The sequence below is a fragment of the Sulfuricella sp. genome (assembly GCF_035531155.1).
In the GTDB taxonomy this organism is placed as follows: domain Bacteria; phylum Pseudomonadota; class Gammaproteobacteria; order Burkholderiales; family Sulfuricellaceae; genus Sulfuricella.
Genome location: NZ_DATKTK010000055.1, coordinates 89946 through 115386 on the forward strand (window position 1 = coordinate 89946; position 25441 = coordinate 115386).

The window sequence follows — 25441 nt, forward strand, 5'->3', positions numbered from 1 at the left end:
GCAGCTATCCCCTCAACGCAGACGATGGGTATCGCCGGCACGGCGGGTGATGCCGCTACTGTCGAAAAACTCCAGAATCTGGATCGCCAGCTTGCGCCCGGTGCCGATCCGGTCGCGGAACTGCGCCACCGCAATCGCCCCATCCTGGCTTCCCGCCGCAAGCTCGCGCGCTATCCCCTCGAGCTGCGCCACCGATTGTGGAATAAAATAATGGTCGTGGGCCACCCGGTAAGTTTCTCCCATGGCCGCCAAACGTTGGAGCAGGAGGCGCATGCGCGCTTCCCCCACCTGCAGCGCAGCGGCCAGGTCGCGCACCCGGGGCGGCTGGAATGGCTGATCCAGCAGCAGCGGCGCCACCTTATGCCAGATCTCCTGATCACCGGCGGAAAGCGTGATGCGGTGATCCGGCAGGTGCAGCCAGAGCCCGCTCTGGGCGATCAGCCCGTCCGCGCGCAGTTGCGCCAGCAGGCTGTCGAAAACTGCACGCGCCAGGCGCGGCGCCACCTGCAAGCGCAGCTGATTGGCCCCCGGCCCCAAGAAATCCGGAGACTGTCGATGCGCCTCCGCCAGGCGCTCCAGCACGGCCTGACGCAATCCTTGCCAAACGCTTTGCGCGAAAGCCATGCCGTCGGCGGCGGCCAGCGGCACTTGCCGCTGCAAGGCTTCGGCTTCGGCGGAACTCAGGTTGCAGGTGAGCGCAAAGCGCGCCAGGTCGACGCCGCCTGGGGACGCCTCCAGCACGCCGCTCAGCACCGCTTCCAGCTGCGTTTGCGCGAGTGCCGCCAGTATCGCCAAGCGCTCCGGCGTGCGCCGCTTGCGCGCCGGCGGGAAAGGGTCGAGCACGGCGCCGCCGCCCAGGGTGCGACTGGCGGATTGGTCGCGAATGATGAAGCGGTCACCGCGCAGGGCGCCGATGGATCGGTCGAGCACAATCTGCGCCCAAGCGCTTGCACCCGGCTCGAGCGCATCGCCTTCCAGCAACGCCACCCGCGCGGTGACATCGACCGCACCGAGGTGAAAATGCACCGGCGACCAGTGGCGCAATGCCTTGTCGGCACTGGGCAGCAGATGCAAGCGCACATCCAGGCGCTGCGTCGGCCCATGCGCTGTCCCGGCCAGCACCCAATCGCCGCGGCGCACGTCGTCTTTATTGAAACCGGTGCCCGCCAGGTTGAGGGCGCAGCGTTGCCCGGTTACGCCAAGCTCGGCAGGTCGGTTCTGGGCGTGGATGCCGCGCACCCTGACAGCGATGCCGGCAGGCGAGAGCAGCAGTTGGTCGCCCACCTGCACCGTGCCGGAAAACACCGTGCCGGTCACCACTGTGCCGGTGCCGGCCAGGGTAAAGCAGCGATCGACTGCCAGACGGAAATTGCCAGTCGCGGCACGCGGCGGCAGAGCCGCAGCGACCGCCTCGAGATGTTCGCGCAGCGCCTCCACTCCTGCTCCGCTCACGGCGGAAAGCGGAAAAACCGGACAGTCTGCAAGCGGGGTCCCCTGCAACAGCGATTCCACCTCCGCCCGGGCTTGCGCCACTCGTTCTTCCGGCACGCGGTCGATCTTGGTCAAAGCGACGGCGCCGCGCGACAGTCCAAGCAGGTTAAGAATGGCGAGATGCTCGCGAGTCTGCGGCATGGGACCGTCGTCGGCGGCCACCACCAACAGCACGAAATCGATGCCGGTGGCACCGGCCAGCATGTTGTGCACCAGCTTTTCGTGCCCCGGCACATCGATAAAACCCAACATCTCGCCGCCAGGCAGGGGCGAATAGGCGTAGCCCAGGTCCAGGGTGATGCCGCGCGCCTTTTCTTCCTTGAGGCGGTCGGCGTCGACGCCGGTGAGTGCCTTCACCAGAGAGGTCTTGCCGTGGTCGATGTGGCCTGCGGTGCCGATGATCATGTTTTAAAACAAAAAGCTCATGAAACAGCCAAGTGGTTTAATTGGGCCACAAACCCCGCCTCATCCTCCAGGCAGCGCAGGTCGAGCACCAGCGCGCCTTCCTCGATGCGACCGATCACCGGAATCGGTAAGGCGCGGAAGGCGACGGCAAGTTTTTCCAGGGCAGTTCCCTCGCCACGCCCCTTTCTGGCGGGGCGAATGGCGATGCCGCGGCTGGCCAGACGCTCCACTGGCAGCGAGCCGCTGCCAATCTGGCTGGAGCAGTCGCAAAGCGACACGCTGTGGCTTCCCGCAAGCTTCTCCTGCAGTGGCGGAAGCACCCGTCCAGCGGCAAAGCCGATGTCTTCTGCCGTCCGCGTCAGCAGCCGGAGAGTGGGCAGGCGCTGGGCCAAGCGATCGGGGTCGCGATAAAGCCGCAGGATGGCTTCGAGCGCCGCGAGCGTCATTTTGTCCAGACGCAGGGCGCGCTTGAGCGGATTTTTCTTGATCTTGTCGATCAGGTCGCGCCGACCGACCAGGATGCCCGCCTGGGGGCCGCCCAGCAGCTTGTCGCCGCTGAAAGTGACGAGGTCGGCGCCGGCCGCCAAAGCCTGTTGGGGAGTAGGTTCGGCAGGCAAGCCCCAGCGGGAAAGGTCGACCAGGGTGCCGCTGCCCAAGTCGATCACGAACGGCAGGCCGTGCTCATGAGAGAGCTGCGCCAGCTCCCGCTCCGGCACCGCGGCGGTGAAGCCGACGACGGCGTAGTTGCTGGTGTGCACCTTGAGCAGCAAGCCGGTTTTGGCGGAAATAACCGCCTCGAAGTCCCGCAGATGGGTACGGTTGGTGGTACCCACCTCTACCAGGCGGCAGCCGGCGCGGGCCATGATGTCGGGGATGCGGAAGGAGCCGCCGATCTCGATCAGCTCGCCGCGGGAAACGATGACCTCCTTGCGTCCGGCAAGCGCGTTGAGCGCCAGGAATACTGCCGCCGCATTGTTGTTGACCACGGTTGCGGCTTCGGCGCCGGTCAGCTGGCGCAGCAGCTCTTCCACGTGCACATCGCGGTCGCCGCGCCGGCCGCTGTCCAGGTCAAATTCAAGATTGGAGGGCTTGGTCAGCACGTCCATCACCGCCTGCACCGCCTCGGCCGGAAACAAGGCACGCCCCAGGTTGGTGTGCAGCACCGTGCCGGTGAGATTGAACACCGGACGCAAGGAGGGCTGCTCGCTGGCTTCCAGAAGTTCGGCGCAGCGCGCTACCGCCTCCTCCTCGCTCAACGAGCCCCCAGCCGAGCCGACGCGCCAAGCCGCCCGCGCCTCATCCAGCACGGCGCGCACGGTTTCGACCGAGCGCGCCCGGCCGAAACGGGCTATCACCACCTGCATGGCGGGCAGATTGAGAACACGGTCCACTGAAGGGAAAGGTGATTGGCGGCTCAAGGTTTGGCTCGGTGTTCGGTTAGAAACGGAAATCGAGCTTTATTATGGATGTTGAACAGAATCCCGGCAACAGGCCCTCAGCCTAAAAACGGCCATTAGCCACAGATGAACACGGATTTACACAGATAACGCAATGCGCTGTAGCGACAAGCCATTCGCCCGAAAGGTGCTCAAGGTGAGAAAGGCAAATCATTGGTAATCTGTGTGCATCTGTGATAATCCGTGGCTGAACTGCTTTTTTATAGGCTCAAACGCTGCCGGGGTGAAAAAACAGGTTGGGACCGCCGCGCGCCTTGCCCGCCTCGTCCATCAGCACGTCCAGGGCAAGGGTGGCCAGGTCGTCAGCCACCGCTTCCACCTGATTGTCCTTTTCCATGTACAACAACTTCAGGTACGAGTTGCAGTCATCGCAGCTTTCCGCCTTGACCGCGCCGTTCGAGCCCTCTAGCTGGTAGTAGTTGATCCCGTGGGTGGACTCGCAACTGCTGCACTTGATCCGCACCATGTGCCACTCCGTGGCGCACAGAGAGCAGGAAAGATAGCGCAACCCCTGCTCCGTCCCGCCTATGCGCACGATGCCGGCGACCGGGTGTGAACCGCATGCCGGGCACAGCCCGCCCTGCTCCAGGCGGCCGAAGGCATGCTCCCCCAAGGCTGCCGCCATGTGGGCCCAACAAACCTGCAAGGCGGCGGCGACGAACGGCATGTCCTGCGCCCCGACACCGGCCAGATCGCCCGCCAGAAGCTTGCTCGCGATCTCCTCCAGTTCGGCATCGCCCGTCTGCATCAGGCGGACGACAGCCTCGCTTGCGGGGCCCGGAAGGGATGCCGCGGCCATGTGCCGCAACAACGCCTTCAATCCTGCCCGCCAGGCAGCATCCCTGAGCCAGGACTGGGCACCGAGTACCGGCATGCCGTGTTCGCGGCATAGCGCCTGCTGTTCGGCCCCGGGCAGCGGCACCCTTGGAAAATGGGCCAGCGCTTCCTGCTGCGCCTGCGCCAGGGTCGCTAAAAAAACCAGGTAGCCCCCCAGGGAATTCCCCTGGGAAAGTTGCCGGAACCGCTCCGCCCGTTGCTTGAAAACATCCGGCCCGGCCAGGCGGAGAAAGGGAATCTGCCCGGCCGGGGCTTCGATCTGACCCGGTTCGATAATGCGTGCCTGGATATTCATTTTCCTCCACCGGTAATCTGCCGGAACCACGCCGGATGGTGCTGCTTCGCCCAAGCGCGGCTGACCGTGCCGTACACCATGGCACGGATGGTGCCCTTAGTCCAGATGGCGGCGTAAACGTGGACGATGATCAGGGCGATCATGCCCGCCGCCGCTGTCGCATGCACGACAGAGGAAAGGCGGATCAGGCCGATCGGGAACAGGGCCGAGAAATAGGCGCGCCAGATGACGATACCGGACACGGCAAGCAGCGCCATGCAGCCCGCCAGCAGCCAGAACAGCAGCTTTTGGCCACCGTTGTACTTGCCCGCTTCCGGCATGTTGTGGTCATCGCCGTCCACCATTTCGCGGATACGGCTCAGCCATTCCTTGTCTGTCGGTGTCATGATGTTCAGCTTCCAGAAGCGGAAGAACATGGCGACAAAGGACAGCGCCATCACCACCCCGATGAAGGGATGGAGAATGCGCGCCCAGACGCCGCCGCCGAAGAGCTGATTCAGGGGATAGAACGCCGGATGGAAGAAAGCCAGGCCGGACAGCGCCAGAAGGATGAAGGTCATCCCGACCGCCCAGTGATTGGCGCGCTCGGGAGCCGTATAGCGGACTAGGTCCTTGGGATCGCGTATCATTCTTCGAACTCCTTCTCGATGTCTTTCGAGACCTCATTGGGGCCCTTCATGACGTAGTGGAACAGGCTGCCCAGGGCGACCAGGCCGATGGCGAAGGAGGCCAGCGGCTTGGTGACGCCCTTCCACAGACCGACCATCGGACTGATCGAAGGGTTATTGGGCAGACCACTGTACAGCTCCGGCTTGTCGGCATGCTGCAGCACGTACATCACGTGCGTGCCGCCCACCCCTTGCGGGTTGTACAGCCCGGCATTCGCGTAGCCGCGGCTCTTGAGGTCGGTGACGCGCCCCTCAGCATGCTGGATCATGTCCTCCTTGGCGCCGAACACGATCGCACCGGTGGGGCAGGTCTTGACGCAGGCCGGTTCCAGCCCCACCCCCACACGGTCTGAACACAGGGTGCACTTGTACGCCTTGCTGTCGTGAGCCGAGATGCGCGGCACGTTGAACGGGCAGCCGGTGATGCAATAGCCGCAGCCGATGCAATTCTCCTCGTGGAAATCGACGATGCCGTTGCTGTACTGGATGATCGCGCCGGGCGCCGGGCAGGCTTTAAGGCAGCCCGGATCGGCACAGTGCATGCAGCCGTCCTTGCGGATCAGCCATTCCAGCTTGCCGGCTTCCACTTCCACTTCCGAAAAACGCATCAGCGTCCAGGACTTGGCGCTGAGATCGGCGGGGTTGTCGTACACGCCGACATTGGTACCGACCTCGTCGCGCAAATCGTTCCACTCCATGCAGGCTACCTGGCATGCCTTGCAGCCGATGCATTTGGAGATGTCGATGAGTTTCGCCACCGGCATCGTTTCCCGCACGGAGGGAGAAGGCGTCGTCGTGGCGGAACGGGCTTTGATGTCTAATGATTGCAGTGCCATGTCGCCCCCTATACCTTCTCAACGTCCACGAGGAACGATTTGAATTCAGGCGTCTGAGTGTTAGCGTCGCCCACGAAAGGGGTCAAGGTGTTGGTGATGTAGCCGTTCTTGGCCAACCCCATAAAGCCCCAGTGGATCGGAATACCCACGGTATGCACCTTCTTGCCTGTGACGGTGAGCGTCTTCAGGCGCTTGGTGACAACGGCCACGGCAATGATGAATCCGCGCTTGGATTTCACCCGTACGTGGTCACCGGCCTTGATGCCTTTGTCCTTGGCCAGCTCTTCGCCGATTTCCACGAACTGTTCCGGTTGCATGATGGCATTCAGCTTCACATGCTTGGTCCAGAAGTGGAAGTGCTCGGTGAGCCGATAGGTGGTCGCCACATACGGGAACTTGTCCGGCTTGCCGAACGTATCCCAATCTCCTTTGAACACCCGCGCCGCCGGATTGGCCCGCGCCATGGGATTGGCCGGATGCAGCGGATTGCTGGCCAGCGGCGATTCCATCGGTTCATAGTGTTCCGGGAAAGGGCCTTCCGCCATCTTGTCGATGGCGAAGAAGCGCGCCACGCCTTCCGGGTTCATAATGAACGGATTGATGCCTTCTTCAGGTGCGGAATCGGCCTTGATATCCGGAATGTCCGAGCCGGTCCACTTGCCTGCTACGGCGTCCCAACCGATCAGTTTGCGTTTCGCATCGTAGGGTTTGCCGGTGAGATCGCAGGATGCACGGTTATACAGAATGCGCCGGTTCGCCGGCCAGGCATATGCCCAGTTGAGCGTTTGCCCTATGCCGAACGGATCGGAGTTGTCACGCCGCGCCATCAGGTTGCCCTTCTCCGACCAACTGCCCGCGAAGATCCAGCAACCGCACGATGTGGAACCGTCGTCGCGCAATTCCGCGAAACCGTTCAGCTGCTCGCCGGCTTTTACCAGCACCTTGGTCGGATCCTTGGGGTCGGTTACTTCCTTCAAGGCTTTGCCGGAAAACTCCTTCGCCAGTTCCTCAGGGGCAGGAGAATTCGGCTGGCGATGTTTCCAGGTCAGGTTCAGGATAGGATCGGGGAAAGCCCCGCCTTCTTTTTTGTACATCTCCTTCAGCTTGAGGAAAATGCCCGCCATGATTTCAGGATCGGGTTTCGCCTCGCCGGGCGCATCGGTGGCCTTCCAGTGCCATTGCAGCACCCGGCTGGAACTGACCAGAGAGCCGTCTTCTTCCGCGAAGCAGGTGGAAGGCAGGCGGAACACTTCGGTTTGAATCTTGGCCGGATCCACGTCGTTGTACTCGCCGTGGTTCTGCCAGAACTCAGAGGTTTCGGTCGCCAGCGGATCGATCACGACGAGGTACTTGAGTTTCGCCAGAGAGCCGGAGATCTTCACCTTGCACGGCGCCGAAGCGAGCGGGTTGAAGCCCTGGCAGAAGTAGCCGTTGACCATGCCCTGGCTCATGTTCTCGAACACCTGCAGGATGTCGTAGCCCTTGTCGAGCTTGGGCAGCCAGTCGTAGCACCAGTTGTTGTCATTGGTCGCGGCGTCGCCGAACCAGGCTTTCATATTGCTGACGAAAAATTTGTTGTAGTTCTGCCAGTAACTCATCTGGCCGGGTCGCAAGGGCTTGAAGGCGCGCTTCTCGATATAACCCTTGTAATCCTGCTCCGCGTCGCTGGGCAGCGTCATGTAACCCGGCAACAGATTGGACAGCAAGCCCAGGTCGGTCAGGCCCTGGATGTTGGAGTGGCCTCTGAGGGCATTCATGCCGCCGCCCGCCACGCCGATATTGCCCAGCAACAACTGCACCATGGCGCCGGTGCGGATCATCTGCGACCCCTGCGAGTGCTGCGTCCAGCCCAGGGCGTACATGATGGTCATGGTTTTGTCGGACTTGGAGGTCTCCGCAATCATCTCGCAGACTTTGAGGAAGGCATCCTTGGGCGTGCCGCAGATGTTGGACACCATTTCCGGCGTGTAGCGGGAGTAGTGCGCCTTCATCAACTGATACACGCAACGCGGATTCTGCAGCGTCGGGTCGGTGACCACGAAGCCATCCTTGCCGATCTGGTAGCCCCAGGTGGATTTGTCGTACTTGCGCTTCTCCGGGTCATAGCCGGAGTAAATGCCGTTCTCGAATTTGAACTCGTCCTTCACCAGGAAACTGAAGTCGGTGTAATTCTTCACATACTCATGGTGAACCTTGTCATTGCTGAGCAGGTAATTGATCAGACCGCCCAGAAAGGCGATGTCGGATCCGGCGCGTATCGGTGCGTAAAAATCCGACACCGCGGCGGAGCGCGTGTAGCGGGGATCCACCACGATGAGCTTGGCTTTGCGCTGGACCTTGGCCTCGGTTACCCATTTGAAACCGCAAGGGTGGGCCTCGGCGGCATTGCCGCCCATGATGAGAATGAGATCGGCATTCTTGATGTCGACCCAATGATTGGTCATGGCACCGCGGCCGAACGTAGGGGCAAGACTTGCCACCGTAGGTCCGTGTCAAACGCGTGCTTGATTATCGAATGCGAGCATCCCCAGGCTGCGCACCACTTTGTGGGTGAGGTAGCCTGATTCGTTGCTGGAAGCGGAAGCGGCCAGGAAACCCGTGGTCACCCAGCGGTTCACGGTGGCGCCGTCCTTGTTCTTGGCGATGAAATTCTTGTCCCTGTCTTCCTTCATCAATTTGCCGATGCGGGTGAAGGCCTCGTCCCAGGAAATGCGTGTCCATTCCTTGCTGCCAGGGGCGCGGTATTCGGGATGCTTGAGGCGGTTGGGGCTGTGCACGAAATCCAGCAGGCCGACGCCTTTGGGGCAGAGCGTGCCGCGATTAACCGGGTGATCCGGGTCGCCTTCGATATGGACAACTTTCGCATGGACGTTCTTGGCTTTATCGCCCAGGCTGTAGATCAGGATGCCGCAGCCCACCGAGCAGTACGGGCAGGTATTGCGGGTTTCGGTAGTGCGCGCCAGCTTGAAACTGCGCACCTCCGCCAGCGCATCGCCGGGCGCGAATCCCAGCATCGCCAGGCTGGAACTACCCAACCCGCCGGCGCAAACTTTGAAGAACTGCCTCCGTGTGACTTGCATCTCCACTCCTCCTTAGTATTATACGATCGAATAATTGTCGATAATTTTTTATAGCCGCATAAAATTAATTGATAAGCCGGCTATTGTCAACTTCTATATGTGCATTTCTATTTAGCGTCGACAGCCGGCCAGGTGCATGAAACCATGGCGGCAGATGAAATCGTTTGCCGCTACAAGCGGGGGAAAGCGGGAAATTTCAGTGGGCTGGTCGGGGATACCCGACCGGAGGGGAAAAACGGCAGATGTTTAACTGCGCATTCTCATGAATTGATTTCTTCGGCCCAGATCAGCGCCTTGACCTGGGCGATATTGACCGCATCGGCATCCACTCCGCAGGCGGCCGCGCATTGGGCGAGCCCTCCTGATCCGCTTCTTCGCAGGCCACGGCGAGTGCGAGAAAGGGTGCATATATGCCTTCGCGGCGCACCAGCGCCGTTACCACCTGGTTGGGCAATTTCAGCCTCTTCAGACGCCACCCGTATTTCGTCCATCACATTCCACGCGGTCTCGACGACGTATGGCCGACCGAAACGGGCAATCATCGACTGCATTGTCGGCAGGCTGAGCACCCGGTCCACGGCGGGAAGAGGGGATGGTCGACTCATAAAGTGATTGGTTTTATTCCCTCATGAAGCAACGCGCCATCAAACACTGCCCGGATGAAAAAACAGGTTGGGGCCGCTGCGCTCTTTTCCTGCCTGATTCATCAGCAAGTCAAGGCCAAGCGTTGCCAGGTCGTCGGCCACCGGCTCCACCCCGGTGTCTTTTTCCACGTACATGATTTTCAGGTAGGCGTTGCAATCGTCGCAGCTCTCTGCCTTGACGGCTCCGCTCGAGCCTTCCTGAACATAATAGCCGATATCGCGGGTGGATTCGCAACTGCTGCACTTGATGCGTACCATGTGCCATTCCGTGGCGCACAGGGAACAGGAAAGATAGCGCAACCCCTGCTCCGCGCCGCCGATGCGGACCAGGCTGGAGACCGGCGGCGAGCCGCACACCGGGCAAAGATTGGGCTGCTCGATCCGGCCGAAGGCCTGCTCGCCGAGCAATGTTGCCATGTGCGCCCAATAGACCTGCAATGCGGCAGCCACAAAGGGCGAGGCTTCCGGCGGCACGGCAGAGTATGCCCCGGCGAGAACCGCCTCGGCGAGGAGCTCCAGTTCATCGACCCCGGCGCGGGACAGGTGCTCCACCGCGTCACAGGCTTGAGGAGAAAGCGGCTCGGTTCCCAGCAGCGCGAAGATTTGCTGCAAACCGGCATGCCAGGACCAATCGCGAGACCAGCTCTGTACGCTGAGGGGTGGCAGCCCGTAGCGGCGGGAAAGCGCCAACTGTTCGGCCGAGGGTAGCGGCACTAGGGGGAAGGCCTCCAGCACGGCCTGTTGCGCCCGGGAAAGCCGCGCCATGAAAGCCAGGTAGTCGCCCAGCACATGGTTGCGGGCAAGCGTGTCGAAGCGGCTGGCCCGCTGTGCGAATACCTCGCCCCGTGTGGGCAGGCGGATAAAAGGGATATCGCCCTTCGGGATTTCGACTTCCCCAGGCTGTAGAATTGCGCTCATTTTTATTCGTTACCTCCCTTGATTTGCCTCAACCAGGCGGGATGGTGCTTCTTCGCCCAGGCGCGTGTCACTGTGCCGCGGGTCATTGCCCCGATCGAGCCCTTGGTCCAGATCGCCGCATAGATGTGGACGATGATGCCGGCGATGAGGACAAAGGCGCCGATGGCGTGCACCACCACCGCCATGCGGATCAGGACAACCGGAAAGTAGGGTGCAAACCAGGGCTGCCAGAAAATAACGCCAGAGATCAGCAGCAGCGGGATGGTCACCACCATGGCCCAGAACAGGTATTTTTGGCCGGCATTGTAACGACCCACCTCCGGCAGCCTTTCTTCGCGATTTCGGATCACGTCGCCGATCTGCCTGACCCATTGGCGGTCGGCATCGGTGATGCGGTTGTAAGCCCAAAAGCGTGCCATCAGCCCCAAAAACGACAGGAACATGATCACGCCGATAAACGGATGCAGTATCCGATTCCATGTGCCGCTTCCAAACAGATTGGCAAGCCAGAAGAAATAGGGGTGGAACAGGGCCAGACCGCCAAGGGCGGCGAGAATAAAGGCAACCGCCACTACCCAGTGGTTGAGGCGCTCCGCCGTGGTGTAGCGCCGGATCAGACTGGATGGGACGCTCATGATTGCTTCTCCTTGCTCTTGCCGCCCTCTTCCTCCACCTCGTTCGGCCCCACCGTCACATAATGGAAGAAGCCGACCAGCGCCATCAAGCCCAAACCCAGACTGGCGATCGGCTTGGCGCCCCCTTTCCACAGGGAAACCAGCGGGCTGATGTGCGGGTCTCTGGGCAGGCCGTGATAGATTTCCGGCATGTCGGCGTGCTGCAGCACGTACATCACATGGCTGCCGCCCACGCCGGACGGGTCGTACAGGCCGGCATTCTTGAAGCCCCGCTCGTTCAGGTCGACGATGCGCTCCTCGGCATGGCGGACCATGTCCTCCTTGCTGCCGAACACCAGCGCACCGGTCGGGCAGGCCTTGATGCAGGCCGGCTCCATCCCCACCGCCACACGGTCGGAACACAGCGTGCACTTGTAGACCTTGCCGTCCTTCTTCGAGATGCGCGGGATGTTGAACGGGCAGCCGGTAATGCAGTAGCCGCAGCCGATGCAGTTCTCCTCGTGGAAATCGACGATCCCATTGCTGTACTGCACGATCGCGCCGGGTGCCGGACAGGCCTTGAGGCAGCCCGGATCGGCGCAGTGCATGCAGCCGTCCTTGCGGATCAGCCATTCCAGCTTGTTGGGCTCCAGCTCCACTTCCGAATAGCGCATCACCGTCCAGGAAGCCTCGGTCAGGTCGCGCGGGTTGTCGTAGACGCCGGTGTTGGTGCCGATCTGGTCGCGGGTGTCGTTCCACTCCATGCATGCCACCTGGCAGGCCTTGCAGCCGATGCACTTGGAGATGTCGATCAGCTTGGCCACTTCCAGGGTCTGGCGCTGGCTCGGAGAAGGCGTCGTGGTGGCGGAGCGCCGGGTGATGTCCAATGATTGCAGTGGCATGATCGGCTCTCCTTATATCTTCTCGATGTCGACCAGGAAGGACTTGAATTCCGGCGTTTGGGAATTCGCGTCGCCGACCACCGGCGTCAGGGTGTTGGTGAGGTAGCCGTTCTTGGCGATCCCCTTGAAACCCCAGTGGATCGGGATGCCGACGTGGCGAATCTTTTTGCCCCCCGAGTCGAGCGCCTTGATCCGCTTGGTCACCACCGCCACTGCCTTGATATGGCCGCGGTTGGAGCTGACCTTGACGCGGTCGCCCGCCTTGATGCCCTTTTCCTTCGCCAGCTCCTCCCCGATCTCGACGAACTGCTCGGGCTGAAGGATAGCGGACATATTCACGTGCTTGGTCCAATAGTGGAAATGCTCGGTCAGCCGATAGGTAGTGCCTGCGTAGGGGAAATCCTTCATCTTGCCGAAGGCCTCCATATCGCCCTTGAACACCCTGGCCGCCGGGTTGCTGATCACCTTGGGATGGAGCGGGTTGGTGCCGATGGGCGTCTCGAACGGCTCGTAATGCTCGGGGAACGGGCCTTCCGCCATCTTGTCCAGGGCAAACAGCCGCGCCACGCCCTCGGGCTGCATGATGAACGGGTTCATCCCTTCCTCGGGAGCGGAGTCCATCTTGATGTCCGGCACATCTGCCCCGGTCCACTTGGCGCCGTCCCAGAAGATCAGCTTGCGGTTCGGGTCCCACGGCTTGCCGGCGGGATCGCACGAGGCGCGGTTATACAGGATGCGCCGGTTGGCCGGCCAGGCGAATGCCCAGTTCAGGGTATTGCCGAGGCCGGACGGATCGGAGTTATCGCGTCGCGCCATCAGGTTGCCCTTCTCGGTCCAGGCACCCGAGAACAGCCAGCAGCCGCTGGTGGTGCTGCCGTCGTCCTTGAGCTGGGCGAAACCGTCGAGCTGCTGCCCTTTTTTCAGGATGATCTTGGTCGGATCCTTCGGGTCAACCAGGTCCGCCAGCGCGCGACCGTTGTATTCCATCGCCAGCTCTTCCGGCGTCGGCGCGCGGGAAATCTTGTAATCCCAGGTCAGGTTCAGGATCGGGTCGGGGAAAGCACCGCCCTCCTTGCGGTACAGCTCGCGCAGACTGAGGAACAGGCCGGCTATGATCTCGGCATCGGCCCTTGGCCTCGCCCGGCGGTTCGGCGCCCTTCCAGTGCCATTGCAGCCAGCGCCCGCTATTGGTGAGCGACCCGTTCTCCTCGGCGAAGCAGGAGGAAGGCAGGCGGAATACCTCGGTCTGGATCTTGGCGGGATCCACGTCGTTGAACTCGCCGTGATTCTCCCAGAAGCAGGAGGTATCCGTCGCCAGCGGATCGATCACGACCAGGTATTTCAGCTTGGACAAGGCGCCAGTCATCTTCGCCTTGTTCGGGATCGCCGCCAGCGGGTTGAAGCCCTGGCAGAAATAGCCGTTCACCTTGCCCTGGTGCATCAGCTCGAACACCCGCAGCACGTCGTATTCCATGTCCAGCTTGGGCAGCCAGTCAAAGCACCAGTTGTTCTCCCTGGTCGCCGCACTCCCCCACCACGCCTTCATCAGGCTGACGTGGAACTTGGGGTAGTTCTGCCAGTAGGACAACTGTCCCGGCCGCAGCGGCTTCAGAGTGCGCTTGTCGACATAGGCCTGGTAGTCGGTTTCCTTCTCGCCGGGCAGGGTCAGGTAGCCCGGCAGCGGGTTGGACAGCAGCCCGAGGTCGGTCAGGCCCTGGATATTGGAATGACCTCTCAGGGCATTCAAGCCTCCGCCCGCCATGCCGATATTGCCCAGCAGCAGTTGCAGCATCGCCGCGGTGCGGATCATCTGCGAGCCGGTGGAATGCTGCGTCCAGCCGAGGGCATAGAGAATGGTGAGGGTGCGGTTCGGCACCGACGTGGTGGCGATGATCTCGCAAACCTTGAGAAACTGGTCCTTGGGCGTGCCGGTGATATTGCTTACCATCTCCGGCGTGTAGCGGGCATAGTGTCCCTTGAGCAACTGGAACACACAGCGCGGATGCTGCAGCGTTTCGTCCGCCAGGGCGTAGCCGTCCGGCCCCATCTCGTAGGCCCAGCCGGATTTGTCGTATTTGCGCCCCGCCTCGTCGTAACCGGAGAACAGGCCTGCGTCGAAGCGGTAACCCTCGCCGACAATCAAGGCGGCATTGGTATATGCCTTGACGTATTCATGCTGGATCTTGTCGCGGCCGAGCAGGTAATTGATCACCCCGCCGAGGAAAGCGATATCGGTGCCGGTGCGGATCGGCGCATAAAGGTCCGCCAGCGCCGCCGAGCGCGTGAAGCGCGGGTCAACGACGATGAACTTGGCGTGGTTGTGGGCCTTCGCCTCGGTCACCCACTTGAAGCCGCAGGGGTGCGCCTCGGCGGCATTGCCGCCCATCACCATGACCACATTCGCGTTCTTGATATCGACCCAGTGATTGGTCATCGCGCCGCGACCGAACGTAGGGGCAAGACTTGCCACCGTAGGTCCGTGTCAGACGCGCGCTTGGTTGTCGAACGCCAGCATCCCCGTACTTCGGACCGCCTTGTGGGTAATGTAGCCGGTCTCGTTGCTCGATGCGGAGGCCGCCAGGAAGCCGGTGGTGACCCAGCGATTGACTGTGGCTCCTTGCAGCGTTCTTGGCGATGAAATTCTTGTCGCGGTCGTTCTTCATCAGCCGGGCGATGCGGCTGAACGCCTCATCCCAGGAAATGCGCTTCCACTCGTTGGAGCCGGGGGCGCGGTATTCCGGGTATTTCAGCCGGTTGGGGCTGTGCACGAAATCCAGCAGGCCCGCGCCTTTCGGGCATAGAGTGCCGCGGTTGACCGGGTGATCGGGGTCGCCCTCGATATGGATGATGCTGCGCTCGGCGTTCTTGGCGCTGTCGCCGAGGCTGTACATGATCAGGCCGCAACTGACCGAGCAGTACGGACAGGTGTTGCGCGCCTCGGTGGTGCGCAGCAGCTTGAACTCGCGCACTTCTGCCAGCGCCTCGCCGGGAGAGAAGCCCAGCGCCGCCAGGGTGGAAGTGCCCAGCCCGCCAGCGCAAACCCTGAAGAATTGCCTCCTTGTGACGTGCATTTCGCTCTCTCCTTCACAAATGTATTGCATAACAGGGCAATGACATTCTTTTTATAGAGCCCATGCGATTTTTGTCAAGCCGGCGAAACGAGCGAATGCATGGAGGCGGCAGAGATATCGGCTGCGCCGCGACCAGGAGGAAGCAAAATATTTCAGCGGGCTGGTCGGGGCCCCACGACTAGCTAGGGAAAAAGGGAAAAGTGGCCGCTATTTAGCGGCGCATCTCATAAGTTGATTTCTTCGGCCCAGATCAGCGCCTTGACTTGGGCAGTATTGACCTCATTGGCATCCAGCCCGCAAGCGGCGGCATGCTCAATGATCGCCTCCTGGTCTGCCTCCTCGCACGCCACAGAAAGCGCCAGGAAAGGGGCATAGACGCCTTCGCGACGGGCCAGCGCCGCCATAACCGGGTCGGGCAGTTGCAGCTGCTCCAGCGCCTGTTCCATCGGCACGTTCAGCAACACGTCCAGCAAGGAAAATATCCCAACAATGAACAAGCCTTCGCGCTCGGCCAGCGGCAGCTTGCCCTGGCCCAGCAGTTCCGTCATGCGCGCACGCACCAACGCATTCTGCAACAGCGCCTTGCTACGCGGATCCGCCTTGCCGCTGGTAAACAGCAGCAACGTCAGCCAGCGATACAGTTGTTTGTAGCCGAGAATCACCAACGCATGGGCGATGGAGCGGATTTGCTGCTGAAAGCCGTTGACCGGCGCGTTGATGTAACGCAGCAGCTTGTAGGAAAGCATCGCATCGTGCTTGAATCCTTCCTCCAGCTGCGAGATTTCTCCCTCGCTCTTCACCATGCTGAGCAGTTCCAGAACCCTGATGCGGTCGCTATCTACATGGGGCGGCATGGAAGGGCGCAGGCGGGTGAAGTAATTGCCCTCGAAGCAATGAAAATGCATCTTGTAACAGGCCTCGAAATCGTCATCCGTCTCCACGTTTTTCGCCAGCAGCTGCGGCGTAGGCTTATCCAGGAAGCGATCCGCCAGCTTGCCGAGTTCAATGGCGTTGAAGCGGGCAACGTCCACCCTGATGAAGCTCGCCAGCGTAACAAATTGCCCCAGACCCTGTTTCAACTCAAAATCATCGAGCGCAATCTGGTAGCCCAGGCTCCTTAATTCGCGGCAGCGCAGCAGGTTATCCTCCAGCATGTCCTGGTCCGGGCACACGACCAGCACCACCCCCTTGCCGGGTAATTTCCGCAGCAGAGGGCTTTCCAGCATGACAGGGGAAATTCCGACAAAGGCCAGCTTGTCCTCAAGCAGACGGTTGACATCGAGGCCCACCAGACAGCGAATCAGGGCCTCGTCCTGCATCCGCCTCAGCGCTGCGTCTGGCGCCTTGACCGTGGGCAGGACTTTACTGCGCAGCAGCAATTCGTAGCCGATGATCTGCTGGGAGCGATTCAGAACCGGCTGGCGACCGATGATTTTCTGCCGCAGCTCTTCCGCATTGGTCCGATGGCCGCTCGTTTCGATTTCCGGAATGCTGGCTACCACGTTATCCGCCGCGATATGGCCGGTGTCGATCGACTCTTCAGCCGCCACTGACGGAAGAGCGTCGAGCAAGGGAATGGAGCCGCCGGAAAAGGAAGTCGTTGCCACGGGCTTGGAAGCGGGCGGCACGGCATTGGGCTTGTCACTGCCGGATTTCCCGCTCCTGAGGAATTTCAGATATTTCCCTAGCAATTAATGGACTCCATGAAAGCTTGGCCGATTCTAGCACGCAACCACCTACGCGGATAAACCCTGCGTTCGGAAACTTATATTGCGGTAACGGCCTCTTTTGCTTTATGCTCACACTGTAAACGCACAAGAAAATCGATACACAAATAATCATGAGGCACTGCCTGCGCAATCTCATCCTCGGCTTTCTGCTGCTGTGGCTCCCACTGCAGGGGTTCGCCGCGGCCGGGATGTCATCCTGCCGTCACGACCACACCCCGCCGCCAGCAATGCAGGCCGGGATGCAAGACCAGCATGGTGGCCATGATTGCGGCCATGATCAGAACACCCCCTCCGCCACACCCCAAACGCAGTGCGACGATTGCGGCTATTGCCACCTGGGCGGCGCGCCCGCTCTCCTGCCCACACCCACCGGCTTAAGCGATAACGCCAGCTTCTCTTTCAAATTCGCTTCTGGCACACACTTCCCGCTGTTCTTTCCTGAACAACCTCAACGCCCCCCTCACGCGCTTTTTTCCTGAGTTCTGCCGAATTTTGAATTGTATGCAGGACTATGGGCTATTTTGCCCATGGCCCGCCGCATGCACGACTTTAATTTAAGGAGCAAATCATGAAAAAAGCATTGATCACCCTCTTCGCTGCCGCCACTATGCTGACGGCGGTTTCCGCCGTCCAAGCCGCAGATGCGGCGAGCGGCAAGGGCACTGTCAACAAAATCGACGCCGCGACGGCTACCGTGAACATCTCTCACGAGGCCATCCCCTCTATCCAATGGCCCGCCATGACGATGGACTTCAAAGTGGCCAACAAGAAGGTTCTGTCGGGCATCAAAGCCGGCCAGGTGGTAACTTTCGGCCTTACCAAGGAAGCTAAAACCGGTTACGTGATTTCGCACATCGAACCAGCGAAATAAGCCGGCTGACAGGAAGCCGCAAGGCTTCCCGTTGCTGATATCGATTTTCTCTTCTTCAAGGACAGAGGCAAATGAAACCTCATCGCTATCCAATCAAGCTTGGAAAGCTGCATACGATTGCGCTCATTTTGGCACTGGCTAGCGCGTCGGCGCTGGCCGAACCCGCAGCAGCCCCGCCCGGATCCAGTTTGGAAAGCTTACTGGAACTGGCACGCAGCCAAAACCCCGAACTCGCCGCCTCGCTTTACGAGGCAGAAGCCGCTGCCGAGCGGGTCTATCCTGCAGGTGCCCTGCCCGACCCTACCCTGCGCACTGAACTGCGCAACATCACCAACCAGGGCATGGACGCCAGCCCCAACCTGCTGCCTGGCCGCATCGGCAGTACCAAGTACACCCTGATCCAGCCCGTGCCATTCTGGGGCAAGCGCGATCTCAAGCGCGAAGTCGCCGAAGCCGAGGCCGACCAAGCACGAGGCCGCGCCACGACCAACTGGACAGAACTGGCGGCGCGCCTCAAGGCCGCCTATGCCCAATATTACGTGCTGTCGCACTCCGAAAACGTGACCCGTGAGTTGCTCGACCTGGCTGGCAGCCTGGAAAAAATCACCCAGGCTCGCTATGCCAGCGGCCTGGTGCCACAGCAAGACGTGATCCGCGCCCAGATCGAGCAGACCGGCATGCGCAGCGAACTGGTGGCGATCAGCAACGAACGCCACCACGCCCAGGTCAAGATCAATGCCCTGCTGAAGCGGCCGACCATGGCGCCGCTTGCCGAACCCGAACGGCTGCGGACTATCCCCTCGCCGGCCCGGCTCGACCATGCCGCGCTGGAAGAACGGTTGCGCGCCCGCAACCCACAGCTGTTCGTCGAGGAAGCGCGCGTCGCCGCTGCTGCCAAGAACCGCGAGCTGGTCTACAAAAACCGCTACCCCGATTTTAACCTGGGCCTATCGCCGATCCAGACCGGCAGCCGCGTCAACGAATGGGAGCTGATGATCGAGCTCAACATTCCATTGCAGCAGGAAAGCCGCCGCTCCCAGGAGCGCGAAGCGCAGGCCATGCTGGCTGCGGCTGAGTCGCGCAAGGAGGCCACCCTGAACCAGTTGACTGCCGACCTGGCCGAAAACGTCTCGGCTCTCGACAACGCGCGCTATACCGAAAACCTCACTCGCACCAGTCTGCTTCCTCAATCGGAGTTGAACTTCAAAGCCGCGCTGGCGAGCTATGAAATCGCCAAGGTGGATTTCGCCACTCTGCTCGATGCCCAGCGCCAGATCCGCACTACCAAACTCAGCCTGCTCAAAACCCAGGGCGAAATGCAGTTCCGGCTGGCCGAAATCGAACGACTGTTGGGAGAAGACCTATGAACAAGACCACAGCCATTGCAATGAGTGCGGTCATCGCCGCCGCACTGGGCGCCGGCTACTGGCTGGGCAACCAGGGCGCGTTCGGACCCGGCGGCGCGCCGACAGCGCCTGTAGCCAGCAGAGCACCGGCCAAGAAAGAGCCCAAGCTCCTGTTCTACCGTAACCCGATGGGCCTGCCCGACACTTCGCCGGTACCGAAAAAGGACGAAATGGGGATGGACTACATCCCGGTCTATGAAGGCGACGAGGACGGCAGCCCCCATGCGGCCAAACAGGTCAGGATCAGCCCCGAAAAAATCCAGAAACTGGGCGTGCGCACCGAGGCCGCCAGCCTGCGCGATCTGGCACGCAGCATTCGTGTTGTCGGCCGGGTCGAAGCCGATGAACGCCTGACCTACACCGTGGCCCCCAAATTCGAGGGCTGGATCGAAAAGCTGCACGTCAACACCACCGGCCAGACAGTGGGGAAAGGCCAGCCCCTGCTTGAGGTATACAGCCCGGAACTGGTATCGGCGCAGAAAGAATACGCCATTGCCCAACAAGGCCAGCGTGACCTGAAGAACGCGAGTTCAGAAGCACAGGCAGGCATGAAACAACTCGCCGAATCCAGTCTGACCCGTCTGAAAAACTGGGATATCTCCGACGAGCAGATCCTGGCCTTAAGCAAAAGCGGCGACAGCAAACGCACCCTCACCTACCGCTCGCCGGCCAACGGCATCGTGATGGAGAAGAAAGCGGTGCAGGGCATGCGCTTCATGCCCGGCGATGTGCTGTACCAGATCGCCGACTTGTCTTCGGTGTGGATCATCGCCGATGTGTTCGAGCAGGATCTGGCCCTGGTCAAGCCGGGGCAGAATGCCAGGATCAAGGTCAACGCCTACCCCGGCAGGGAATTTTCCGCCAAGGTGGTCTATGTCTATCCCACCCTCAACGCCCAGACCCGCACCGTGCCGGTGCGACTCGAACTCGCCAATCCGGGTGGCCTGCTCAAGCCGGCAATGTATGCCGATGTCGAGCTGGCTGCGACTAGCCGGGGAAAAGTACTGACCGTTCCGGCTTCGGCGGTGCTCCATGGCGGCTCCCGTCAGACCGTACTGGTGGAACTGGCCGAAGGCCGCTTCGAGCCGCGCGAAGTGAAGCTCGGCGTGCAGGGAAACGACTACGTCGAGGTGCTGGAAGGGGTGGGCGAAGGCGAAAAGGTCGTAGTCACGGCCAACTTCCTGATCGACTCGGAAAGCAATCTCAAGGCAGCTTTCAGCAGCATGGGCAGCAGCCAGACCAAACCCGCGGCGACACCAGCCACCGCTCACGAGGGGCACTGACATGCTCAATCGCCTCATCGAGTGGTCGGCGCGCAACGTCTTCCTGGTCCTGCTGGCCACCCTCGCCATTATCGGCGGCGGTATCTATGCCGTGCTGAAGACGCCGCTCGATGCCCTGCCCGACCTATCCGACGCCCAGGTCATCATCTACACGGAGTATTCCGGACAGGCCCCGCAGGTGGTGGAAGACCAGGTCACCTACCCGCTCACCACCGCCATGCTGTCGGTGCCGAAATCGAAAGTCGTGCGCGGCTTCTCCTTCTTCGGCGCCTCCTTCGTCTACGTGATTTTCGAGGACGGCACCGATATCTACTGGGCGCGCTCGCGCGTGCTGGAATACCTCACCTCCCTTGCCGGCCGCCTGCCGCAAGGCGTCTCGCCCCAACTCGGGCCGGATGCCACCGGCGTGGGCTGGGTCTACCAGTACGCGGTGCTGGCGAAGAACAAATCCCTGGCCGAGCTGCGCACCATCCAGGATTGGTATCTGCGCTACCAGCTAACCAAGGCGCACGGAGTGGCCGAAGTCGCCAGCATCGGCGGCTTCGTCCAGCAATACCAGGTGGTGGTCGACCCGCGCCGGTTGCAGGCTTACGACGTACCGCTGTCCAGGGTTTCCCAGGTGATCCGCGACTCCAACCGCGATGTCGGCGGGCGTGTGATAGAAATGGCCGAAACCGAGTACATGGTGCGCGGCAAGGGCTATTTGCGCGGCAAGAGCGACCTGGAGCAGCTCGTGGTCAAGAGCGAAAAAGGCGTGCCGGTGCTGCTGCGCGACATCGCCCGGGTCGAGCTCGGCCCGGACGAGCGGCGTGGACTGACCGAACTCAACGGCGAGGGCGAGGTGGTATCGGGCATCGTCATGGCGCGCTACGGCCAGAATGCGCTGGAAGTGATCGCCAACATCAAGGAGAAAATCAGGGAAGTCGCCAGCGGCCTGCCCGAAGGCGTCAGTATAACAACGGTATACGACCGCTCCGACCTGATCCTGCGCGCCATCGCCAACCTCAAGACCACGCTGCTGGAAGAAAGCGCCATCGTCGCTCTGGTCTGCATCGTATTCCTGCTCCATGTGCGCAGCGCCCTGGTCGCCATCATCATGCTGCCGGTAGGGGTGCTGATCGCCTTCATCGCCATGCGGCTGTTGGGCATGAACTCCAACATCATGAGCCTGGGCGGCATCGCCATCGCCATCGGCGCGATGGTGGACGCGGCCATCGTCATGATCGAGAACGCCCACAAGCACATTGAGCGGCTCAAGCCCGGCGAATCGCGAGCCCAGGCGATGATAGACGCGTGCAAGGAGGTCGGCCCAGCGCTGTTTTTCTCGCTGCTGATCATCACCGTCTCCTTCCTGCCGGTGTTCACGCTGGAAGCGCAGGAAGGACGGCTATTCTCGCCGCTCGCCTACACCAAGACCTTCGCCATGGCCGGCGCGGCTCTGCTCTCCGTGACCCTGGTACCGGTGCTGATGATGCTGTTCATCCGCGGACATATCATTCCCGAGGCGAAGAACCCGGTGAACCGCTTCCTGATCTGGCTGTACCGGCCGGTGATCGCCTGGGTGATGCAGTGGAAGAAGCTGACTATCGTTCTGGCGCTGGCGGCGCTGGCAGTGAGCCTGTATCCGGCCTCAAAGCTGGGCAGCGAATTCATGCCCACCCTCAACGAAGGCACGCTGTTCTACATGCCCACCGGGCTGCCCGGCATGTCGGTGACCAAGGCGGCGGAGCTGCTGCAAACCCAGAACAAAATTATCAAGGGCTTCCCCGAAGTGGCCTCGGTCTACGGCAAGGCCGGGCGCGCGCAAACCGCCACCGACCCGGCGCCGCTGGAGATGTTCGAGACCATCATCAACCTCAAGCCGGAAGCCGAATGGCGACCGGGCATGAAGATCGACAAGCTGATTGCCGAACTGGATAAGGCGCTGCAGATCCCCGGCGTCGCCAATTCCTGGACCATGCCGATCAAGGCGCGCATCGACATGCTCTCCACCGGCATCCGCACCCCTATCGGCATCAAGGTGTTCGGCAAGGATCTGGACGGCATGGAAAAACTGGCCAAGGAGATCGAGGCCGTGGTGAAGCAGGTGCCGGGCACCACCAGCGCCTACGCCGAGCGCCTCACCGGCGGGCTGTATCTCAACATTGAGCCGCAGCGCGATCAGCTGGCCCGCTACGGCATCACCGTGGGCGGACTGCAGGACGTGATCGCCACCGCCCTCGGCGGGGAAATGGTCACCACCACGGTGGAAGGCCGCGAGCGTTTCGGCGTCAGCGTGCGCTACCCGCGCGAGTTGCGCAGCGACCCGCAGATGATCGCCACGCAAGTGCTGGTGCCGGTCGGCGGCGAAATGGGCGGCCCGCCCGCGATGTTACCGCTGGGCCAGCTGGCGAAAATCGAGATCGCCAGGGGCGCGCCGGCGATCCGCACCGAGAACGCCCTGCTCTCGGCCTACATCTACGTCGACATCCGCGACCGCGATATTGGCGGTTACGTGCGCGAGGCGCAACAGGCGGTGCGCGACAAGGTCAAGTTCCCGTCCGGCTACTACGCCACCTGGAGCGGCCAGTTCGAGTACATGGAGCGCGCCACCGAGAAGATGAAAATCGTCATCCCGGTAACGCTGGCGATCATCTTCTTGTTGCTCTACCTCAACTTCCGCCGCCTCACCGAAACCCTGATCGTGATGCTGTCGGTACCCTTCGCCCTGGTCGGCGGAGTGTGGCTGATGTGGGCGCTGGGCTACAATCTCTCGGTTGCCGTGGCGGTGGGCTTCATCGCACTGGCCGGAGTGGCGGCAGAGACCGGGGTGGTGATGCTGATCTACCTCGACCACGCGCTGAATGAGATTAAAGCCAAACGTGAAGCAGAAAATGGGAAACTGGCCCCGGCCGATCTCTACGCCGCAGTGATGGAAGGCGCGGTCGAGCGGGTACGGCCGAAAATGATGACGGTGGTGGCGATCATGGCCGGCCTCCTGCCGATCATGTGGAGCAGCGGCACCGGCTCCGAGGTAATGAGCCGCATCGCCGCGCCGATGGTGGGCGGCATGATTTCATCGACGATTTTGACGCTGGTAGTGATCCCGGCGCTGTATGCACTGGTCAAGGAATGGACACTTTTCAGAAGGAGTTGATGTGAACAACAAACTCATCATTGCCACACTCTGCACGGCCCTGCTAGCCGGCTGCGGCGAAGGCGACAAACAGCCGGAAGTTCAGGGCAAGGGCCTGCGCCAGTACGACAAGAACGTGCTGGCGCGCGGCGAGCGGGTATTTCTGACCAATTGCGCGGTGTGCCACGGCAACGGCGGCGAAGGCAAACCCGGCTGGCAGCAGCCAGGCCCGGACGGCAAGCTTCTGCCCCCGCCGCTGGACGGCAACGGCCGGGTCTGGCGCCTCACCAGCAGCCAGATGAAACAGTTCGTTCACCAGGGCAGTCCTGATGGACGGGCCAACATGCCAGCCTGGCAAGGCAAGCTGTCGGACCAGGAAATCGACGAGGTGATCACCTGGATCACCTCGCTGTGGTCGGATGCCATTTACCTGCAGTGGGTTACCAAGGTGGGGCAGGCTCAAAATTAATTGAGCGGCAACCCTTTCGCCTGGGACGCACTGAGGGGAACTTGCAATTCAGGAAGACTGTCTATAATAGGAATTACTCCCATTACCGCCCAATATTTTATCCGCATCTTGCAAGAATGTAAGGAAGCTTGGATCGGCTGAAGCGAATGCGTGACAGCCCCAACGGCTAGGCCGATTTTCCGAGGCAACGAAGGGCACCACACATGATGTACGGCTACGACCATGGCGCTTGGATGTTCGGGGGCTGGCTCGGCATGCTGCTGATCTGGCTGGTTCCAATTATTCTGCTGTTGGCAGCCATCAAATATCTGGCAACCGGCTCCAAATCAGGCAGGCAAAGCAAAACCCCGCTTGAAACACTGGAAGAGGCATATGCGCGGGGTGAAATCAGTCGCGACGAATTTTTGCAGAAGCGCGACGATTTGAAGACGCAGCAAGAACAACCATGAAGACGCGCCATCAACATTAACCAGTAAGGAGAAAAAGCCATGAAGACGATCAATACCTTAGTGTTCGCAACCCTCACTGCACTTGCCTTGAGCGCGCCCTATGCCATTGCCGACGACGCGCACCATCCCGATCAACCGAAAACCCAATCCGCCACCACTGCGGCGCCTGTTGCTCCGGCTAGCGTGGACAAATCCGTGCAAACCATGAAAGAAAATACCAAGAAGATGCAGACGCAACTGGACAAAATCGTTCGCGCAAAAAATCCCCAGGAGCGGCAAAGGCTGTTGCAGGAGCACATGCAGACCATGCGGGAAAACATGATGCTCGGCAAGGGCATGATGAGCGACATGATGGGCTGCCCCATGATGGAAGGCGGAATGATGGGCGGCGGCATGGGCATGATGGGCGGTGGGACGGCCCCCGATGCCGCGACGAACCGGATGAACATGATGGAAAAACGCATGGATATGATGCAAATGATGATGGAGCAGATGACGAAATCGCAAGTCCAGCCTAAGCAAGAAAAATAGCTTAATAGCGCTTTTTCGGACTCGAAGGTTAGCTCCTTTGAATGGAAGGAGGCCATGAGGTGGACAGACTCAACCCTTGGGCGGCAGGGTCCGCCCTGGCGTTAACACTTGCCATTGTTTACACCCTCTGCGCCGCGGCCTTTGCCCTATGGCCGGTCGCCACGCTGGAATTTTTCAACGCCTGGTTTCACGGCGTGGACCTTCGCGTCCTGCAGCCCACCGCGAGGGTATTCACACTGGGCGTATTCCTCTACGGCTTATCCGGCATCGTGCTGACAGGTTTCGTGACAGGCGCTATTTACGCCGTCATGTACAACTTGGTCAGGCGATGCCCGGGCTGTCGATAACAAGACGCAAATCCATGAAAGC

20 protein-coding genes and 1 pseudogene are annotated in these 25441 nt (G+C 61.2%); 9 read left to right on the forward strand and 12 right to left on the reverse strand.

Features of this window, described 5'->3' with window-relative positions:
- Nucleotides 1-12 precede the first annotated feature (12 nt).
- From selB to VMV64_RS12105, 12 genes and pseudogenes are all read right to left on the reverse strand, one after another.
- Nucleotides 13-1896, reverse strand: a complete 1884-nt coding sequence (gene selB / locus VMV64_RS12050; protein ID WP_325330624.1) for a selenocysteine-specific translation elongation factor — start codon at nucleotides 1894-1896, stop codon at nucleotides 13-15.
- A gap of 17 nt (nucleotides 1897-1913) precedes the next feature.
- Complete coding sequence (gene selA, locus VMV64_RS12055) at nucleotides 1914-3314, reverse strand: L-seryl-tRNA(Sec) selenium transferase (protein ID WP_325330626.1); 1401 nt, start codon at nucleotides 3312-3314, stop codon at nucleotides 1914-1916.
- Nucleotides 3315-3561: 247 nt separating this feature from the next.
- Nucleotides 3562-4485, reverse strand: coding sequence for a formate dehydrogenase accessory protein FdhE (gene fdhE / locus VMV64_RS12060; protein ID WP_325330628.1), 924 nt, complete (start codon nucleotides 4483-4485; stop codon nucleotides 3562-3564).
- Nucleotides 4482-5114, reverse strand: a complete 633-nt coding sequence (locus tag VMV64_RS12065) for a formate dehydrogenase subunit gamma (protein ID WP_325330630.1) — start codon at nucleotides 5112-5114, stop codon at nucleotides 4482-4484. Before VMV64_RS12065 ends, fdhE (VMV64_RS12060) begins: the two co-directional genes overlap by 4 nt.
- Nucleotides 5111-5989, reverse strand: coding sequence for a formate dehydrogenase subunit beta (gene fdxH / locus VMV64_RS12070; protein WP_325330633.1), 879 nt, complete (start codon nucleotides 5987-5989; stop codon nucleotides 5111-5113). Before fdxH (VMV64_RS12070) ends, VMV64_RS12065 begins: the two co-directional genes overlap by 4 nt.
- 8 nt (nucleotides 5990-5997) lie before the next feature.
- Nucleotides 5998-9069, reverse strand: coding sequence for a formate dehydrogenase-N subunit alpha (fdnG, locus tag VMV64_RS12075; RefSeq protein WP_325330635.1), 3072 nt, complete (start codon nucleotides 9067-9069; stop codon nucleotides 5998-6000).
- 260 nt (nucleotides 9070-9329) lie between these two features.
- On the reverse strand, nucleotides 9330-9674 hold the full coding sequence (locus VMV64_RS12080) for a hypothetical protein (protein ID WP_325330636.1): 345 nt from the start codon (nucleotides 9672-9674) through the stop codon (nucleotides 9330-9332).
- Between the two features lie 39 nt (nucleotides 9675-9713).
- Nucleotides 9714-10631, reverse strand: a complete 918-nt coding sequence (gene fdhE, locus VMV64_RS12085; RefSeq protein ID WP_325330638.1) for a formate dehydrogenase accessory protein FdhE — start codon at nucleotides 10629-10631, stop codon at nucleotides 9714-9716.
- 2 nt (nucleotides 10632-10633) lie between these two features.
- Nucleotides 10634-11266 (reverse strand): formate dehydrogenase subunit gamma, encoded by a 633-nt coding sequence (locus VMV64_RS12090; protein ID WP_325330640.1) that lies wholly within the window; start codon nucleotides 11264-11266, stop codon nucleotides 10634-10636.
- On the reverse strand, nucleotides 11263-12147 hold the full coding sequence (gene fdxH / locus VMV64_RS12095; RefSeq protein ID WP_325330642.1) for a formate dehydrogenase subunit beta: 885 nt from the start codon (nucleotides 12145-12147) through the stop codon (nucleotides 11263-11265). The genes VMV64_RS12090 and fdxH (VMV64_RS12095) overlap by 4 nt, the downstream gene beginning before the upstream one ends.
- Before the next feature lie 12 nt (nucleotides 12148-12159).
- Nucleotides 12160-15218: pseudogene (fdnG, locus tag VMV64_RS12100) on the reverse strand (formate dehydrogenase-N subunit alpha).
- Between the two features lie 224 nt (nucleotides 15219-15442).
- Nucleotides 15443-16909 carry an EAL and HDOD domain-containing protein gene (locus VMV64_RS12105; RefSeq protein ID WP_325330644.1) on the reverse strand — a complete coding sequence of 489 codons (1467 nt, stop codon included), beginning with the start codon at nucleotides 16907-16909 and terminating at the stop codon, nucleotides 15443-15445.
- 149 nt (nucleotides 16910-17058) lie between these two features.
- Between VMV64_RS12105 and VMV64_RS12110 the strand changes: the two genes are divergently transcribed.
- From VMV64_RS12110 to VMV64_RS12150, 9 genes are all read left to right on the forward strand, one after another.
- Entirely contained in the window at nucleotides 17059-17427 is a 369-nt protein-coding gene (locus VMV64_RS12110; RefSeq protein WP_325330646.1) for a hypothetical protein, read from the forward strand.
- Between the two features lie 89 nt (nucleotides 17428-17516).
- Nucleotides 17517-17819: a copper-binding protein gene (locus VMV64_RS12115; protein WP_325330648.1), complete on the forward strand. Its 303-nt coding sequence runs from the start codon at nucleotides 17517-17519 to the stop codon at nucleotides 17817-17819.
- 71 nt (nucleotides 17820-17890) lie between these two features.
- Entirely contained in the window at nucleotides 17891-19186 is a 1296-nt protein-coding gene (locus tag VMV64_RS12120) for a TolC family protein (RefSeq protein WP_325330650.1), read from the forward strand.
- On the forward strand, nucleotides 19183-20508 hold the full coding sequence (locus VMV64_RS12125; protein WP_325330652.1) for an efflux RND transporter periplasmic adaptor subunit: 1326 nt from the start codon (nucleotides 19183-19185) through the stop codon (nucleotides 20506-20508). The genes VMV64_RS12120 and VMV64_RS12125 overlap by 4 nt, the downstream gene beginning before the upstream one ends.
- Before the next feature lies 1 nt (nucleotide 20509).
- On the forward strand, nucleotides 20510-23644 hold the full coding sequence (locus VMV64_RS12130; RefSeq protein ID WP_325330654.1) for an efflux RND transporter permease subunit: 3135 nt from the start codon (nucleotides 20510-20512) through the stop codon (nucleotides 23642-23644).
- 1 nt (nucleotide 23645) lies between these two features.
- The gene (locus tag VMV64_RS12135; RefSeq protein WP_325330656.1) at nucleotides 23646-24092 is read left to right on the forward strand and encodes a cytochrome c; all 447 of its coding nucleotides are present in this window, start codon (nucleotides 23646-23648) and stop codon (nucleotides 24090-24092) included.
- A gap of 206 nt (nucleotides 24093-24298) precedes the next feature.
- Nucleotides 24299-24541: an SHOCT domain-containing protein gene (locus VMV64_RS12140; RefSeq protein WP_325330658.1), complete on the forward strand. Its 243-nt coding sequence runs from the start codon at nucleotides 24299-24301 to the stop codon at nucleotides 24539-24541.
- Between the two features lie 39 nt (nucleotides 24542-24580).
- Complete coding sequence (locus VMV64_RS12145; protein ID WP_325330660.1) at nucleotides 24581-25072, forward strand: hypothetical protein; 492 nt, start codon at nucleotides 24581-24583, stop codon at nucleotides 25070-25072.
- A 59-nt stretch (nucleotides 25073-25131) separates the two neighbouring features.
- Complete coding sequence (locus tag VMV64_RS12150; protein WP_325330662.1) at nucleotides 25132-25419, forward strand: DUF5676 family membrane protein; 288 nt, start codon at nucleotides 25132-25134, stop codon at nucleotides 25417-25419.
- The last annotated feature ends 22 nt before the right edge of the window (nucleotides 25420-25441 follow it).

What these genes read in the sequence shown, in the direction of transcription:
- VMV64_RS12145 (WP_325330660.1), top strand. Translation starts at nt 24,581, where the DNA reads ATGAAGACGATCAATACCTTAGTGTTCGCAACCCTCACTGCACTTGCC.
- fdhE (WP_325330638.1), bottom strand. Translation starts at nt 10,631, where the DNA reads ATGAGCGCAATTCTACAGCCTGGGGAAGTCGAAATCCCGAAGGGCGAT.
- fdxH (WP_325330642.1), bottom strand. Translation starts at nt 12,147, where the DNA reads ATGCCACTGCAATCATTGGACATCACCCGGCGCTCCGCCACCACGACG.
- VMV64_RS12120 (WP_325330650.1), top strand. Translation starts at nt 17,891, where the DNA reads ATGAAACCTCATCGCTATCCAATCAAGCTTGGAAAGCTGCATACGATT.
- VMV64_RS12080 (WP_325330636.1), bottom strand. Translation starts at nt 9,674, where the DNA reads ATGAGTCGACCATCCCCTCTTCCCGCCGTGGACCGGGTGCTCAGCCTG.
- VMV64_RS12065 (WP_325330630.1), bottom strand. Translation starts at nt 5,114, where the DNA reads ATGATACGCGATCCCAAGGACCTAGTCCGCTATACGGCTCCCGAGCGC.
- VMV64_RS12110 (WP_325330646.1), top strand. Translation starts at nt 17,059, where the DNA reads ATGAGGCACTGCCTGCGCAATCTCATCCTCGGCTTTCTGCTGCTGTGG.
- fdhE (WP_325330628.1), bottom strand. Translation starts at nt 4,485, where the DNA reads ATGAATATCCAGGCACGCATTATCGAACCGGGTCAGATCGAAGCCCCG.
- VMV64_RS12125 (WP_325330652.1), top strand. Translation starts at nt 19,183, where the DNA reads ATGAACAAGACCACAGCCATTGCAATGAGTGCGGTCATCGCCGCCGCA.
- fdxH (WP_325330633.1), bottom strand. Translation starts at nt 5,989, where the DNA reads ATGGCACTGCAATCATTAGACATCAAAGCCCGTTCCGCCACGACGACG.
- selB (WP_325330624.1), bottom strand. Translation starts at nt 1,896, where the DNA reads ATGATCATCGGCACCGCAGGCCACATCGACCACGGCAAGACCTCTCTG.
- VMV64_RS12115 (WP_325330648.1), top strand. Translation starts at nt 17,517, where the DNA reads ATGAAAAAAGCATTGATCACCCTCTTCGCTGCCGCCACTATGCTGACG.
- VMV64_RS12140 (WP_325330658.1), top strand. Translation starts at nt 24,299, where the DNA reads ATGTACGGCTACGACCATGGCGCTTGGATGTTCGGGGGCTGGCTCGGC.
- VMV64_RS12130 (WP_325330654.1), top strand. Translation starts at nt 20,510, where the DNA reads ATGCTCAATCGCCTCATCGAGTGGTCGGCGCGCAACGTCTTCCTGGTC.
- VMV64_RS12090 (WP_325330640.1), bottom strand. Translation starts at nt 11,266, where the DNA reads ATGAGCGTCCCATCCAGTCTGATCCGGCGCTACACCACGGCGGAGCGC.